Genomic DNA, 14,608 nt, shown 5'->3' with positions numbered 1-14,608 from the left:
TCACCTTTGGGTCGTTCATGGGGTGGCTTTCACGGTCAATGTGCCACGCAGGCGGATGTCCGCGCTGGAGGCGCCCAGCTGGACCTCGTAGCGGCCCGGGTCGACGGCGTAGGCATGCCGGTCCGTGTCGTAGTAATGCAGGTCGGTGGCGGGCGTGAAGGCGAAGGACACCCGGCGCGCCTCGCCCGGCGCGAGGTGGATGCGCTGGAAGCCGCGCAGTTCCTTCGACGCGCGCGGGCGCTTCGGATCGAGCGGGTGCAAGTAGAGCTGTACCACCTCGTCGCCGGCGCGCTTGCCGGTGTTCCTTACCGTCAGCGACACCTGCACGCGGTCGGCGGGCGCGGCCTCGGTGCGGTCCAGCGCCAGTCCGGAATAGGCAAAGCGCGTGTACGACAGGCCGTGGCCGAACGGGTACAGCGGCTCGCCCTCGAAGTACCGGTAGGTGCGTCCGCGCATCGCGTAGTCGTCGAAAGCCGGGAGTTTTTCGCTCGCCTTGTAGAACGTCACCGGCAGCCGCCCGGCCGGGTCGGCATCGCCGAACAGCACGTCGGCCACCGCGCTGCCGCCACGCTGGCCCGGGTACCAGGCCAGCAGGATCGCCGGCAGGTGCTGCTGCGCCCAGTCGACGGCCAGCGCCGAGCCGCTGGTCAGCACCAGCACCAGCGGTTTGCCAGTGGCCTGCAAGGCCTGCAGCAGTTCGCGCTGCGGCCGCGGCAGGCGCAGGTCGGTGCGATCGCCGCCGGCGAAGCCGGGGTAGTTCACGTCCATCTCCTCGCCTTCGACGTCGCTGGTGAGGCCGCCAACGAAGATCACCACATCGGCCTGGCGCGCGGCGTCCAGCGCCGCTTCCCGCGGCCGCTTGGACCCCGGCACGCGCCAGGCCAGGCGCAGTTCGGCGTCGTGCTCGCCGTGGCGGTAGTCCACGCGCAGCGGGTAGTCGTGCCCCGCCTGCAGTTCGACCGTCGCGCTGCGGGCGCGCGAGGCTTCGTCGATATCCCACGCGTCCACGATCGGCCGGCCGTCGAGGTAGAGGCGGAACCCGCCGACGCCGGCGACCTGCAGCTCGTAGCGGCCGGTGGCCGGCGCGTGCAGGCGGCCCCGCCAGCGCACGCTGAAGTCGCCGGACAGCGCCTGCGCGGCGGGCAGTTCGCCGCGCGCCACCAGCTCGTCGGTCGGCGTGCCGCGGTCCCAGCGGAAACGCACCTGCGGGTCCACCCGCGTGAGCACCGACTTGCCGGCCAGCGCCCTGCCGCGGAAATACTCGCCGGTCAGGCCCTGCCCCTCGCCGCTGGCCGGCTGCAGGTAGCGCGCGTCGATCGGCGCCAGGCCCGGGTCCTCGTTGTCCTCGACCAGGCTGGCGCCTTGCACGTAGTCCACCTGCGCCTGCGGCAAGGCCTGGCGGATGCCCGCGAGGATCGTGACCGGATGCGCTGGCGTGCCGTGGTAGTTGCCCAGCAGCGCCTTGACGTCGTCGGCGGTCGGACCGATCACCGCCACGCGCTTGAGCTCGCGCGACAGCGGCAGCACGCCGTCGTTCTTCAGCAGGACCATCGACTCGCGCGCGGCGCGGCGCGCCAGCGCGTCGTGCGCGGGCGACTGGTTGACCGAGTACGGGATGCGCGCCCAGCGCACGCGTTCGGGCGGGTCGAACATGCCCAGCCGCATGCGCGCCCACATCAGCCGCTCCAGCGCCATGTCGATCGCCGCCTCGTCGACCAGGCCGTCGTGCACGGCCTGGACCAGCGCAGCGTAGGTGTGGCCGCAGTTGAGGTCGTCGCCGTTCTTCACCGCCATCGCGGCCGCCTGCTCGGCGGTGGCGACCAGCTTGTGCCCGCTGCGAATATCGTCGACCGCATCGCAGTCGGACACCACGTAGCCCTCGAAGCCCCAGTCCTTGCGCAGGATCTGCCCGAGCAGGCGCGGGCTGGCCGTGGCCGGCTCGCCATTGACGCGGTTGTAGGCGCCCATCACCGCGTCGACCTTCGCTTCCTGCACCAGCGCCTGGAACGCCGGCAGGTAGGTTTCGTAGAGATCGCGTTCGGAGGGACGGACGTCGAAATGGTGACGTTCCGACTCCGGTCCGCTGTGCACGGCGAAGTGCTTGGCGGTGGCGTCGAGCTTGCGCCAGGTCGGGTCGTCGCCCTGCAGTCCCTTGACGAAGGCCACGCCCATGCGTGAAGTCAGGTACGGATCCTCGCCGTAGGTCTCCTGCCCGCGGCCCCAGCGCGGGTCGCGGAAGATGTTGATGTTCGGCGACCAGAAGGTCAGGCCCTGGTAGCGCTCGTGCTGGCCGCGACGCAGCGCTTCCTGGTGCTTGGCGCGCGCCTCGTCGCTGATCGCGGTGGCGACCTGGTGCATCAGCGGCACGTCGAAGGTCGCGGCCAGGCCGATCGCCTGCGGGAAAACCGTGGCGCCGCCGGCGCGCGCCACGCCGTGCAGCGCCTCGTTCCACCAGTCGTAGGCCGGCACGCCCAGGCGCGGGATCGCCGGTGCGTCGTTCTGCATCTGCGCGACCTTCTCCTCCAGCGTCATGCGCGAGACCAGGTCGTGGGCGCGCGCCTGGAAGCTGTAGGCGGGGTTGCGATAGATGGGTGTGGGATCGACGGGAACTCGCGCCCGCAGGCCGGGCGGAGCCGCGAGCAGCAGCAGTAGCGCGAACAGCGTGCGTGACACGACCTGGGTCCGGTTCATCAGTGTCTAGCCTCCCGGTTGCTGTGCGGCTTCGATGCGCGCGTAGGGTCCCAGCACGGCGCCCAGGAAACCCCCGGCGACGTCCGTGCTGAGGAAGGTTGCGTCATCGTCGCGGCGCAGCCATCGCCAGCCCTTGCCGTCGGCGTCGTAGGCAAAGGAGTAGCGGCCGCCGTCGCCGGCGATGCGCAACTGCATCGCCTTGCCCGGCGATACCGTCGCGCGTCCGACCACGCGGGTGGCATCACCGTCGCGCCGTTCCAGGAACACCTCGGCCTGGGCGCCGGTGCGGCGCACGCCGAGGAAGTACCAGTGCGTCTCGTTCTGGAACGCGGCGAGGCCGGCCGCGGTGCCGGAATGCGCAGGCACCTGCAGCAAGGTGCTCGCGTCGAAGGCCAGGTGTTGCTGGCGGCGTGCGAGGAACGCGGGCGTGTGCAGGCTGTCCAGCCCGTCACTGTGCGGATGCAGGGTGAGCCAGCCCGGCGAAGCGGCCAGGTCGGCCCACCCTTCCGAAGCGTTGCGCAGGCTCATCCAGGCGCTGTCCAGCGTCGCGCGATCGAAGTCGTCGCGCCACTCGAAATTGCCGCTCATCGGCGCCTGCGTGGCGTCCCGCTGCATGTCGGTCGGACCGGCGACGACGCGGGGGATGGCCTGGCCGTGGGGAAGTATCTGCGGCCAGCCGTCCTGCCAGCGCACCGGAAGCAGCCAGGTCTCACGGCCGGTGTTGAAGTGCGTGCGGCCATAGCCGCGGCTGGCCAGGAACAGCGCCCACCATTGGCCGTCGGGTGCTTCCAGCAATTCGGCGTGGCCGGCGTTGATGACCGGCTCGGCGCGATCGTCCGGCAGGTCGCGCTGGGTCAGGATCGGGTTGCCCTGCCACGGCGTGTACGGTCCCCATGGCGAGCGGCTGCGCAGGATCACCTGCGAATGCTGCGGCCCGGTGCCGCCCTCGGCGCAGGACAGGTAGTACCAGCCGTGGCGCCGGTACAGGTGCGGGCCTTCGATCCAGATCGGCTGCTTGCGGATGTCCACGCCGCCGTCCAGCAGCACCTTGCGCGGGCCGATGGGCTGCAACGTGGCAAGGTCGAACTGCTGCATCCAGATCGCGCGGTGTCCTTCGTACCGCGGCGTGCCGGGCGGCGGGCCGTTGTTGAGCAGGTAGGCCCTGCCGTCCGCGTCGAAGAACAGCGAAGGGTCGATGGCGTCATCCAGGCCGCGCAGCCAGGTCGGATCCGACCACGGGCCGGCCGGGTCCTTCGCGGTGACCACGAAGTTGCCACCGCCGTCGATGTTGGTGTTGACCACGTAGAACAGGCCGTCGTGGTAGGCGATGGTCGGCGCGAACAGGCCGCGCGAGATGCCCTGCCCGTCGAAGTCCATCTGCGACGGCCGCGAGATGACATGGCCGATGGTCCGCCAGTGCACCAGGTCGCGGCTCTCCGACACCGGCAGGCCGGGGAAGTACGAGAAGCTCGAATTGACCAGGTAGTAGCGGTCGCCGACGCGCACGGCGCCGGGATCGGGATAGAAGCCCGCCAGCACCGGGTTGCGGTATTCGCTCGGCTTCAACGGCTGCTCGAACGCTGCATCGTGGCCGCGGTAATCGAACCAGTCGAAGCGCGCTGCTTCCTGCGCCTGCACGGCGCAGCCGGCAACGGCAAGCCACGCCAGCAGCACGCGGCGGAGCGTCCGGTGCGCCATCGCCGCCTTGCCTTCGGCATGGGAGACGGCGGGGACAGACGGATCGGAGGCGGTGTGCGTACTCATCGAGGATTCGCTCGCAGGAGTTACGGGATCGGCATCTCGAACGGACCAGCCGGCAGGCCGGCGCCGTCGTACAACGTCACCACCGGGCTGTCGGCCCAGCCGTAGCGCACGCGCGTGGCGCTCGCTGTGTTCGCCGCCTGCAGCAGGACTTCGTCGCCACGGATGCGCGCGGTGGCGTAATGGCAGGAACCGGCCGCGCGGCCGCACAGCTCGAAGCCGACCGGACCGTCGGCGCCGTAGGCGACCAGTCCGCCGCTGAGGTCGCCGAAGCGCACCGCGATCGCATCGCCCTCGCGTCGTACCGACCGTGGCACCGGGCCGGAAGGCGGCAGCGGTTCGCCGTAGGCGATGTGACGTGCCACGCGCGCCAGCCGGATGCCCAATTCCTGCTTGTTCGCCGGATGGATGTCGGAGCGCTCGCCGATGTCCACGGCGACCGCCAGCCCGCTCAGCGGATCGTCCGCAGCGACCTCGCGCTGCGCTTCGCGCAACGCCGCCCAGCCGCTCTCGCCCGGATGGGTCGGCGCCGGGCCGTAGTTCGCCAGTTGCACGATCACCAGCGGCAACGGCTTGCCGAACTGCGCTCGCAGGTCGCTGCGGTAGGCACGCAGCAGGCCGGCGTAGGTTTCGGCATCGCCGGTGTTCGACTCGCCCTGGTACCACACCGCGCCGCGCAGGCCGTAGTGACCGAGCGGCGCGATCATGGCGTTGTACAGCGTGGTCTTGCCGCCGGCCGACAGCCACGGCGCCAGCGGCGGCGTGCCCGCCTGCTCCGGCACCACGCGGTACTTCCAGCCCTTCAGCGGCACCGACGTGCCGTCGGCCAGGTGCAACGCCTGTTTGGACGCCGGACCGGTCAGGCCACCTTCGCCATAGGTGTCCAGCACGTTCACCACGATCTCGTTGTCGCCCGCGTGCAGCAGGCCGTGCGGCAGCCGGTAGACGCGGTCGTGACCGATGTAGCCGCTGCCCACCGCGCGCCCGTTGACCCAGCTCACGTCGACCTCGTCGGCTTCACCCAGTGTGAGCACCGCGTCCTGCGCAGCCTGCTGCGCGCTCAGGGTCACCTTGGTGCGGTACCAGAGCATGCCGTTGAACTCGGCCAGCGCCGGCACGCCCCAGGCCTCCCACGGACCCAGTTGCGCCGGTGCGTTGTGCCACGGCGCGCCGGTCGCCTGCCCGGGCTTCCACGGCCGATCGCCGGCCATGCCCGGCAGGCCTTGCCACCAGCGCTCCCAGATGCGGCCCCAGCGCTCGCTCGCCGCGACCGGATCGGTGGCATACAGCGCGAGCAGGTCCAGCGCCTCGTCGTAGCCGCCGACCTTGCGCAGGGCGCCGGCGCTCATCCACGCCTCGATGCGCGCGCCGCCCAGCGACGCGTCGATCAGACCGAGCGGCACGTGCTCGGTCTTCTGCAGCTCGCGTGCGAAGTAGTAGCAGGTGGCGGAAAAGTCGCCCACCGTGGCCGGCGTGGTCTTGCGCCAGGCCAGCGGCATGGCGAAATCCGCGCGCGGTAGCACGCTTTCGTCCTGGCCGACCTTGAGCATGCGGATGGTGTCGTTGTCGGCGCCGGCGATCTCGGCGCGCGCATTCAGCGTGCGGCGCACCGGGAGTTCCATGTTGGACTGGCCGCTGCACAGCCAGACATCGCCGACGAGCACGTCGGCGAGGGTGCGCGCGTCGCCGCTCCCCGCGGTTACCGTGAGCGTGTAGGGCCCGCCCGCCCGCAGCGCCGGCAGTTGCGCCTGCCAGTGGCCCTGCGCATCGGTGTGCACGTGCACCTGGTCACCGGCGAGGGTGATGCGGATGTCCTCGCCCGGCCGCGCGCGGCCCCACAGCGGGATCGGGCGGTCGCGTTGCAACACCGCATGATCCTGGAACATCGCCGGCAGCCACAGCGCCTCCGTCGCGGCGCCCGCCGGTACCGCCAAGAGCAGGGCCGCAACGAGCACCGCGGCGCGGGAGTACAGCCTCGGAAGAATCGGGGAAGTCAGGCTCATTTCGCTTGGCCCGGTGCGTAGGGAAAGGACAGCGATTCGTAGTACGTCAGCGTGTGCGCCGGTGGCTCGACGCCCGCTGGCAGCGGCCGCCGGGCGATGCCCTGGAAGTAGGCGATGCAGGCGTCGCGCCACCATTGCGCCTCCTGCTGCTGGATGCCCAGGAAGGCGGTGGTTTCGTCGTAGCGTTCCTTGTCGACGTAGGCGGACAGGCCGCGCCAGGTCCGGCGCATTCGCTTCACCTCGTCCACGCCGTGCGTGTAGCGGTGCACCAGTTCGTCCCACAGCGTGCGGCCCGAGCGCATGCGGTAGTCCCAGGGCACGCGGTGGAACCACAGCAGGTATTCGTCCGGCACGCGCGTGAGGTCGCCGAATTGCGCGGCCACCGGCGCCGCGTATTGCGCCACCGCGTTGCTGCCGCTGGCGCTGCGGTCGAAGCCGATGCCCTGCGCGTCGGCGCGGTGGTAGTAGACCGGGTTCCAGTCCGCACGCGGCAGGCTGTCGTCCCACGGCGCGGGACCGTAGTGGTGGCCGGCGCCCATCAGGTGGGCCAGGCCCAGCGGGGTCATGTAGTCCACCACCGCCTCGCGCGAGGCCATCATCATGTCCACCACCGGCGCGACGAAGCGCGGATCGTTGGTGTAGGTCATGCGCACCCAGTCCGCGGCGATCGCCCGCGCGGACTGCTGCGGATCCCACGCCAGCCGGCCGAACGCGTACCAGTTGGCCTGGTCGAACTGCGAGCCGGTCCAGTTGCGATCGCTGCCGATGTTGGCCACGCCGGCCATGCCGGTCAGCCGGTGGCCGTCCAGCGAGCCGTCGATCACCCGCGCCACGGTCGAGCCCTTGCCGTGGGCCCAGGTGTCCGCCCGCAGCGTCTCCTCGAACAGCGCGCCCAGGTAGACCAGGTGCGTGGCGAAGCCGAGGTACTCCTTGGTGAGCTGGAACTCGACCATCAGCGGCGTCTTCGGCATCGCGCCGAACAGCGGATGGAACGGCTCGCGTGGCTGGAAGTCGATCGGGCCGTTCTTCACCTGCAGGATCACGTTGCCGCGGAACTTGCCGTCCAGCGGCACGAACTCCTGGTAGGCCTGCTTCGCGCGATCGTCCGGCTGCTTGTCCGAGTAGACGAACGCGCGCCACATCACGATGCCGCCGTGCGGCGCCAGCGCGTCGGCGAGCATGTTGGCGCCATCGGCATGGCTGCGGCCGTAGTCCTGCGGCCCCGGCTGGCCCTCGGAGTTGGCCTTGACCAGGAAGCCGCCGAAGTCGGGAATCAGGCGGTAGATCTCGTCGACCTTGTCGCGCCACCAGCGGCGCACCTGCGGGTCGAGCGGATCGGTGCTGTGCAGGCCACTGAGTTCGATCGGCGCGCTGAAGCGTGCGCTCAGGTACACCCGGATGCCGTAGGGTCGGAACACCTTCGCGAGCGCGGCCGCCTTGACCAGGTACCGCTCATCGAGGCTCAGCGCGACCGCGTTGACGTTGTTCAGCACCGTACCGTTGATGCCGACCGAGGCGTTGGCGCGCGCATAGTCGGTGTAGCGCGGCGCGAGGTAGTCGGGCAGCGTGGGCCAGCCCCACAGCGACTGGCCGGCGTAGCCGCGCTCGACGCTGCGGTCGAGGTTGTCCCAGTGGTCCAGGATGCGCACCTGCACCTTCGGCTGTTCGCGGATGTCCAGGTGCGCCAGCGGTTGGCGCGTCTGCAGCAGGCGCAGGAAGCGGAACACACCATACAGCGCGCCCACATCACCGTTGGCGGCAATTACCGTGGCCGCGTGCCCGTCGACGCGGACGCTGCGGATCAGGTAGCCCTCGCGGCCGAGCCCTGCGGTGTCCAGGTGAAGCCCCGCGACGAGCGACGACGAGGTGGGCGTGCCGAGGACGACGGCGCCATCGCGGGTCACCGCTCCGGAGGAGGACGGCGCCGCGCCGAGCAGCCCGCCCAGGCCGCGCAGCAGTTCGTCGCGCGCGGCAGCAAGCGTCGGCGTGGACCGCCCGGCGACCAGTTGAGTGGCGAACGGCCGGTAGGCCTGCGCCTGCGCGGCGGCGATCGGCCGGTAGCGCAACCACAGGTCGTAGCCGTCCTCCGCGCGCGCCGGCCGCACGCAGGCCACCGCCAGCAGCAGCGCGGCGAGCGCGGCAAGCATGCCCGCACCGAGCTGTCCTGCACGGCGCGGCGATCTCACGGGTGCACGCGCGATCGCTTCGTCCCGTCGCCGTTGCAACCAGTTGTCGCTACCATGGCCGGGCTTCATGGCCGTCCTCCGGCACTGGCCGGATGACGGCGATTCCCTCGATTACCGCGTGCTGCGGCCTCGGCCGCTGCCGGCCTTGCAAAGGGCAGACCTTGGCCACTGGAAAGAAATCCGCGCGCCGCAAGGGAGATGCGACCACCATCAACGAAGTGGCCGCGCGCGCCGGCGTCTCGCCGATGACCGTGTCGCGGGTGATCAACGGCAACGGCAACGTGCGCGACAGCACCCGCGAACGCGTGCTGCGGGCGATACGCGAACTGGGCTACACGCCCAACCTGGCGGCCAGTTCGCTGGCCGCGGCGCAGGCTACGCGCATCGCGCTGATCTACACCAACCCCAGCGCCGCCTACCTGCGCGAACTGCTGCTGGGCGCGTTGCGGGGGACGGCGCGTACCGCGGTGCAACTGGTCATCGACGCCTGGGACGAGCTCGACGCCGACGGCGAGCGTGCTTCCGCGCGCGCGCTCGCCAAGAGCGTGGCCGGGGTGATCCTGCCGCCACCGCTGTGCGAGTCGAAGGTCGTGCTGTCCGAACTGGCGGCCGCCGGCGTGCCCGTGGTGGCGATCGCATCGGATCTGCGCGGCACCGGCATCTCCCGCGTTCGCATCGACGACTTCAACGCCAGCAAGGAAACCGCCGCGTACCTCATTTCGCTCGGCCATCGCCACATCGGCTACATCAAGGGCAACCCGGACCAGACCGCCAGCGCACGCCGCTTCGAGGGCTTCCAGGCAGCGCTGGACGAGGCCGGTATCGCGGCCGACCCGGCGCTGGTGCAGCAGGGTTACTTCACCTACCGCTCCGGCCTGAAGGCCGCCGAAAAGCTGCTTGCACGGCGCAGCAGGCCGACCGCGATCATGGCCGCCAACGACGACATGGCGGCGGCCGTGGTGTCGGTGGCGCACCGCCGCGGCCTGGAGGTGCCCGGCCATCTGTCGGTGGTGGGTTTCGACGATTCGTCCGCCGCCACCACGGTGTGGCCGGAACTGACCACCGTGCGCCAGCCGATCGCCTCGATGGCCGATTCGGCGATCGACATCCTGTTGCGCACCATCCGCCAGCGGGAAAGCGAACCGCGCGTGCTGGTGGATCACGTGGTCGCGCACACCCTGGTCAAGCGCGCCTCGGTGGCGCCACCGGCGGCGCGCGACTGATCCGGCATCGCCGAACCCGGCACGCATCCTCAGCCTTCCATCTGCTCGAGTTCGCGGCCCTTCGTTTCGCGCACCCAGAGCAGCACGAAGGGCACCGAGAGCAGCGCGGCCAGCGTGTACAGGCCATAGGCGCTGGCCAGGCCCAGCCCGGCCAGCAACACCGGGAAGGTCATGGTGATGGCGAAGTTGGAGAGCCATTGCGCGGCGCCGGCTACCGCCAATGCCGAACCGCGGATCTGGTTGGGGAACATCTCCCCCAGCATCACCCACATCACCGGGCCCCAGGACATGTTGAAGAACACCACGTAGGCGTTGGCCGCCACCAGCGCCAGCATGCCCATCGAACCGCCGAGCTGGAGCTTGCCCTCGGCGTCCACGCCCGCGCTGGCGAATGCCCAGGTGACCAGGGCCAGCGCCACGGTCATCGCCACCGAGCCGGCCCACAGCAGCGGCTTGCGCCCGATGCGATCGATCAGCGCGATGGTGACGAGGCAGGCGCCGATGCTCAGCGCGCCGGACAGCACGTTGATCAGCAGCGCGTCGCTTTCGGAAAAGCCCACCGCCTGCCACAGCACCGCGCCGTAATAGAACACCACGTTGATGCCGACCAGTTGCTGGAACGTGGCCAGGCCAATGCCGACCCAGACGATCGGGCGCACGCGGCGCCGCGTCCGGTCGACCAGGTCGGACAGGCGCGGCCGATGATGGTCGAGCGCCAGCGAGGCCTCGATCTCCGCCTGCTTGGCCTGCGCCGCCGACGCGCCATACAGCCGCGTCAGCACCGCCACGGCGTGCTCCACGCGGCCCTTCACCGCCAGGTAGCGCGGGCTTTCCGGGATGAGCAGCAAGGCCGCCAGGAACAGCGCCGCCGGCGCCAGTTCGATCCAGAACATCCAGCGCCAGGCCTCGTAGCCCCACCACAGCACGAGCGTGGATGCGCCGGCGAAGCGCGCCAGCAGGTAGTTGCTGAGGAAAGCGGCGAACAGGCCGCAGATGATGGCGATCTGCTGCAGCGTCGCCAGCCGGCCGCGGTAGCGCGCCGAGGACACCTCGCTGATGTAGGCCGGCGACATCACGCTGGCCGCGCCCACTGCCAGGCCGCCGATCAGGCGGTAGATCACGAACTCGATCGAGCTTGCGGCGATGCCCGAACCCCAGCCCGATACGATGAAACACACCGCTGCCACGATCAGCACCGCGCGCCGCCCGTACAGGTCGGCCAGGCGCCCGGCGAAGAACGCGCCCGCCGCACAACCCAGCAGCATAGAGGCGACGTTGAAGCCGGTGCCGATGGAGTTGGAATGGAAGGCCTGCTCCAGGCCATCCACGGTGCCGTTGATGACGCCGCTGTCGAAGCCGAACAGAAAGCCGCCGATCGTCGCGACCAGGCTGATCAGGATGATCAGGCCGGTGTTCTCGCCGTCGTTGCCCGCCAGGTTGCCCATGTCTCCCCCGTGCATGTGTCTGCAGCCACCCTGTCAAATCCGGCATGGCCGCCCCCGCGGCCGTGCCGGTGCCGCTCCAGCGCGGCTGTCAGCGCAACAGGTAAAGGTTGAGCAGGTTCTCGTAGGCCTCCTGGCGGCCGCTGGTCTGCTTCGGTTCGCCTGCGGCCAGCGCATGCGCGCGAAGCGCGGCGAAATCCAGCTTGCCGTTCCCGAAGTCCTTGCCCGCGCCCTGGTCGAAGCTCGCGTAGCGTTGCTTGCGCCACCCTTCCAGCGGTGAGTTATCGATCAGCGCGTGCGCGACTTCCAGGCCGCGCGCGAACGCGTCCATGCCGCCGATGTGCGCCAGGAACAGGTCCTGCGGGTCGGTCGATTCGCGCCGCACCTTGGCGTCGAAGTTGAGGCCGCCACTGCCCAGGCCACCTTGGCGCAGCACCACCAGCATGGCGTTGACGGTGTCGTACAGGTCGCTGGGAAACTGGTCGGTGTCCCAGCCGTTCTGCGGGTTGCCGCGGTTGGCGTCGATGCTGCCGAGCATGCCAGCGTCGGACGCCACCTGCAGGTCGTGCTCGAAGGTATGCCCGGCGAGGGTGGCGTGATTGGCCTCGATGTTGAGCTTGAAATCCTTGTCCAGGCCGTGCTCGCGCAGGAAGTTGATCGCCGTGGACGAGTCGAAGTCGTACTGGTGCTTCATCGGCTCCATCGGCTTGGGCTCGATCAGGAACGCGCCCTTGAAGCCGATGCTGCGCGCGTAGTCGCGGGCCATCGTGAGGAAGCGGCCCATGTGCGCCAGCTCGCGCCGCATGTCGGTGTTGAGCAGCGAGGCGTAGCCTTCGCGGCCGCCCCAGAACACGTAGTTCTCGCCGCCCAGCTCCACCGTGGCGTCCAGCGCGGCCTTCACCTGCACCGCGGCGCGTGCGACCACGTCGAAGTCGGGATTGGTGGCCGCGCCGTTCATGTAGCGCGGATGGCTGAACAGATTGGCGGTGCCCCACAGCAGCTTCAGGCCGCTGGCCTGCTGGCGCTCCCTGGCCAGCGCGACCATGTGCTTGAGGTTGCCCTCGTAGGTGGCCACGTCGTCATCGTCCGGCGCCAGGTCGATGTCGTGGAAGCAGTAGTACGGCACGCCGAGCTTGCTGAAGAACTCGAACGCCGCATCCACCTTGGCCTCGGCTCGCGCCAGCGGTGCGGCGGGCGCATCCCAGGGATAGCGGCGCGTGCCGGGGCCGAACGGGTCGTGGCCGGCGTTGCAGAAGCTGTGCCAGTAGCACACCGCGAAGCGCAGGTGTTCGGCCATGGTCTTGCTGCCGATGCGCTTGCCCGCATCGTAGAACTTGAAGGCGAGCGGGTTATCCGAGTCGCGCCCTTCGAAGGGAATCCGGCCGATGCCCGGGAAATATTCCTTGGCGCCAATGAAAGGTTGATTGCTCATCTGCAAGCTCCTGTTTTGTGCGTGCCAGGGGATGGCGTCACGCCGCGTAGAGCGGCCGCACGGCATCGAGGTGGTCGAGGAAACGGCGATACGGCTCGCGGTAGGCGGCCGCACGTAGGGGATCGGGCATCGTGGCGCGGGACGGATCGACGGCGACGTGCGCCGCTACCAGTTCAGGCAACGCAACCGCCTGCCCTTGCGCCCGGTGCAGCGACCACAGCGCCTGCAGCGCGGCACCGAAAGCGGCGCCTTCCGGCTGCGTGGGCACGTCCACGCGCAGGTCGAACACGTCGGCGACCATCTGCCGCCACGCGGCGCTGTTGGCGCCACCACCGGTCAGCGCGATGGCATCGAAGGCCATGCCGGCCTTGGCGAGGGCTTCGTAGCCGTACCTGAGGGTGTAGACCGCACCCTCCATGGCCGCCCGATAGACGTTGGCCGGCGTGGCGTTGTGCAGGTCCAGGCCGGCCAGCACGCCCTTGCCGTGCGGCAGGTCCGGCGTGCGCTCGCCATCGAAGAACGGCAGCAGCGTCAGTCCGCCCGCGCCGGGGGCGCTCGATTCGATGTAGGCGTCGCCCTCGCGCGCGCTGAAGCCGAACATGCGGGCGATGGTCTCGATGGCGACGGTGCAGTTCATCGTGCAGATCAACGGCAGCCAGCCGCCGGAGGACGAGCAGAACGTCGCCCATGCGCCCGCGGGATCCACCACCGGCACGTCCGAATAGGCGAACAACGTGCCCGAGGTACCCAGGCTCATGCCCAGCCGGCCTCGGGCCACGACGCCCAGGCCAATGGCGGCCATCATGTTGTCGCCGCCGCCGACGCCGACCCGCGCCGCGCGCGGCAATCCAAGCTCGTCGGCGATGGCCGGCAACACTGGGAAGCTCGATCCGGGCTCCGCCAACGGCGGCAGGCAGGCCGACAGGTCGCGGTCGGGATCGGTGGCGCGCAGCAGCTCGGCGGACCAGCGACGCGTGCGCACGTCGAGCCAGCCGGTGCCCGAGGCATCGCCGTACTCGCAGAAATACTCGCCGGTGAGGAAGAAGTTGACGTAGTCGTGCGGCAGCAGGATCCGGGCCATCCGCGCGTAGACGTCCGGACGATGCTTGCGCGTCCACGGCAGCTTGGACGCGGTGTAGCCGGCCAGGATGGGGTTGCCGGCCAGCTCGATGCAGCGGGCCGCACCGCCGAGCGCACCCATGATCTGGCCGCACTCGGCGCTGGTGCTGGTGTCGCACCACAACTTGGCCGGCGCGAGCGCCTCGCCCATCTTGTCGACCGGCAGGAAACCATGTTGTTGCCCGGACACGGCGATCGCGGCGATGCGTGCGCGCACGCCCGCGTCGACCTGCGCGAAACAGGCGCGTACCGAATCCACCCACCAGGCGGCCAGTTGCTCGCGGCTGCCGCCATCGCCACTCAACATGTCCAGCGGCGCGCTGGCCATCGCGACCGTGGCGCGCGCCTCTGGGTCGTAGACGACCAGCTTGGTGCTCTGGGTGCCCAGATCGATGCCAGCGACCAGGCTCATGCGACACCCCTCCGGCGTGCGTGGGCGGCGTGTTCATCCGGGGACCGATGCGCCGGGGCCGCCAGGCCGCGGCCGGGCGTCCGCGGGCGCTCGTTGGCCCCGCTGGCACCCTGCCCTGCGGTGCTCGTGTATCCCTGTGTGAGAGCGGCCTTTTGTTCCATCGCACATCTATTGTTAGCGCTAACAAAACCTACTCTAGCAGCAACGAGAAAAAAGCCATGCTGCGCTGCGAAACGAAAGGATGAGGCCGCTGTTGGCTAGCGTTGTTGCCCGCGCCCGGTGGATGGGTGCCCATCGCCCGGGGCGTTGGGCACCGCGTACCGGATGTCGCCTGCGTGA

At 70.0% G+C, this 14,608-nt stretch carries 8 protein-coding genes; 1 reads left to right on the top strand and 7 read right to left on the bottom strand.

Features of this window, described 5'->3' with window-relative positions:
* Positions 1 to 15 precede the first annotated feature (15 nt).
* From AAIL17_RS00400 to AAIL17_RS00385, 4 genes are all read right to left on the bottom strand, one after another.
* Positions 16 to 2,691: a glycoside hydrolase family 3 C-terminal domain-containing protein gene (locus AAIL17_RS00400; RefSeq protein ID WP_424680821.1), complete on the bottom strand. Its 2,676-nt coding sequence runs from the start codon at positions 2,689 to 2,691 to the stop codon at positions 16 to 18.
* Positions 2,692 to 2,697: 6 nt separating this feature from the next.
* Complete coding sequence (locus AAIL17_RS00395; protein ID WP_424680935.1) at positions 2,698 to 4,389, bottom strand: glycoside hydrolase family 43 protein; 1,692 nt, start codon at positions 4,387 to 4,389, stop codon at positions 2,698 to 2,700.
* Positions 4,390 to 4,475: 86 nt separating this feature from the next.
* Positions 4,476 to 6,455: a sialate O-acetylesterase gene (locus AAIL17_RS00390; RefSeq protein ID WP_424680820.1), complete on the bottom strand. Its 1,980-nt coding sequence runs from the start codon at positions 6,453 to 6,455 to the stop codon at positions 4,476 to 4,478.
* Positions 6,452 to 8,602, bottom strand: coding sequence for an alpha-glucuronidase family glycosyl hydrolase (locus AAIL17_RS00385; protein ID WP_424680819.1), 2,151 nt, complete (start codon positions 8,600 to 8,602; stop codon positions 6,452 to 6,454). Before AAIL17_RS00385 ends, AAIL17_RS00390 begins: the two co-directional genes overlap by 4 nt.
* Before the next feature lie 200 nt (positions 8,603 to 8,802).
* Here AAIL17_RS00385 and AAIL17_RS00380 point away from each other — a divergent pair, with 200 nt between their 5' ends.
* The gene (locus tag AAIL17_RS00380; RefSeq protein WP_424680818.1) at positions 8,803 to 9,864 is read left to right on the top strand and encodes a LacI family DNA-binding transcriptional regulator; all 1,062 of its coding nucleotides are present in this window, start codon (positions 8,803 to 8,805) and stop codon (positions 9,862 to 9,864) included.
* A 29-nt stretch (positions 9,865 to 9,893) separates the two neighbouring features.
* Here AAIL17_RS00380 and AAIL17_RS00375 read toward each other — a convergent pair whose 3' ends face one another.
* The 3 genes from AAIL17_RS00375 to xylB form a co-directional block, all read right to left on the bottom strand.
* Positions 9,894 to 11,309: a sugar porter family MFS transporter gene (locus tag AAIL17_RS00375; protein WP_424680817.1), complete on the bottom strand. Its 1,416-nt coding sequence runs from the start codon at positions 11,307 to 11,309 to the stop codon at positions 9,894 to 9,896.
* Positions 11,310 to 11,397: 88 nt separating this feature from the next.
* Positions 11,398 to 12,738: a xylose isomerase gene (gene xylA / locus AAIL17_RS00370; RefSeq protein ID WP_424680816.1), complete on the bottom strand. Its 1,341-nt coding sequence runs from the start codon at positions 12,736 to 12,738 to the stop codon at positions 11,398 to 11,400.
* A gap of 37 nt (positions 12,739 to 12,775) precedes the next feature.
* Positions 12,776 to 14,269 carry a xylulokinase gene (xylB, locus tag AAIL17_RS00365; protein ID WP_424680815.1) on the bottom strand — a complete coding sequence of 498 codons (1,494 nt, stop codon included), beginning with the start codon at positions 14,267 to 14,269 and terminating at the stop codon, positions 12,776 to 12,778.
* Positions 14,270 to 14,608: the final 339 nt, after the last annotated feature.

This window comes from Frateuria sp. YIM B11624 (genome assembly GCF_049727805.1).
Classification (GTDB): Bacteria; Pseudomonadota; Gammaproteobacteria; order Xanthomonadales; family Rhodanobacteraceae; genus Frateuria_A.
Note: the sequence above shows the minus strand (reverse complement) of the source record. Positions and strands in the feature narration are given on the sequence as shown.

What these genes read in the sequence shown, in the direction of transcription:
- AAIL17_RS00395 (WP_424680935.1), bottom strand. Translation starts at nt 4,389, where the DNA reads ATGGCGCACCGGACGCTCCGCCGCGTGCTGCTGGCGTGGCTTGCCGTT.
- xylB (WP_424680815.1), bottom strand. Translation starts at nt 14,269, where the DNA reads ATGAGCCTGGTCGCTGGCATCGATCTGGGCACCCAGAGCACCAAGCTG.
- AAIL17_RS00375 (WP_424680817.1), bottom strand. Translation starts at nt 11,309, where the DNA reads ATGGGCAACCTGGCGGGCAACGACGGCGAGAACACCGGCCTGATCATC.
- AAIL17_RS00400 (WP_424680821.1), bottom strand. Translation starts at nt 2,691, where the DNA reads ATGAACCGGACCCAGGTCGTGTCACGCACGCTGTTCGCGCTACTGCTG.
- AAIL17_RS00385 (WP_424680819.1), bottom strand. Translation starts at nt 8,602, where the DNA reads ATGCTTGCCGCGCTCGCCGCGCTGCTGCTGGCGGTGGCCTGCGTGCGG.
- AAIL17_RS00390 (WP_424680820.1), bottom strand. Translation starts at nt 6,455, where the DNA reads ATGAGCCTGACTTCCCCGATTCTTCCGAGGCTGTACTCCCGCGCCGCG.
- xylA (WP_424680816.1), bottom strand. Translation starts at nt 12,738, where the DNA reads ATGAGCAATCAACCTTTCATTGGCGCCAAGGAATATTTCCCGGGCATC.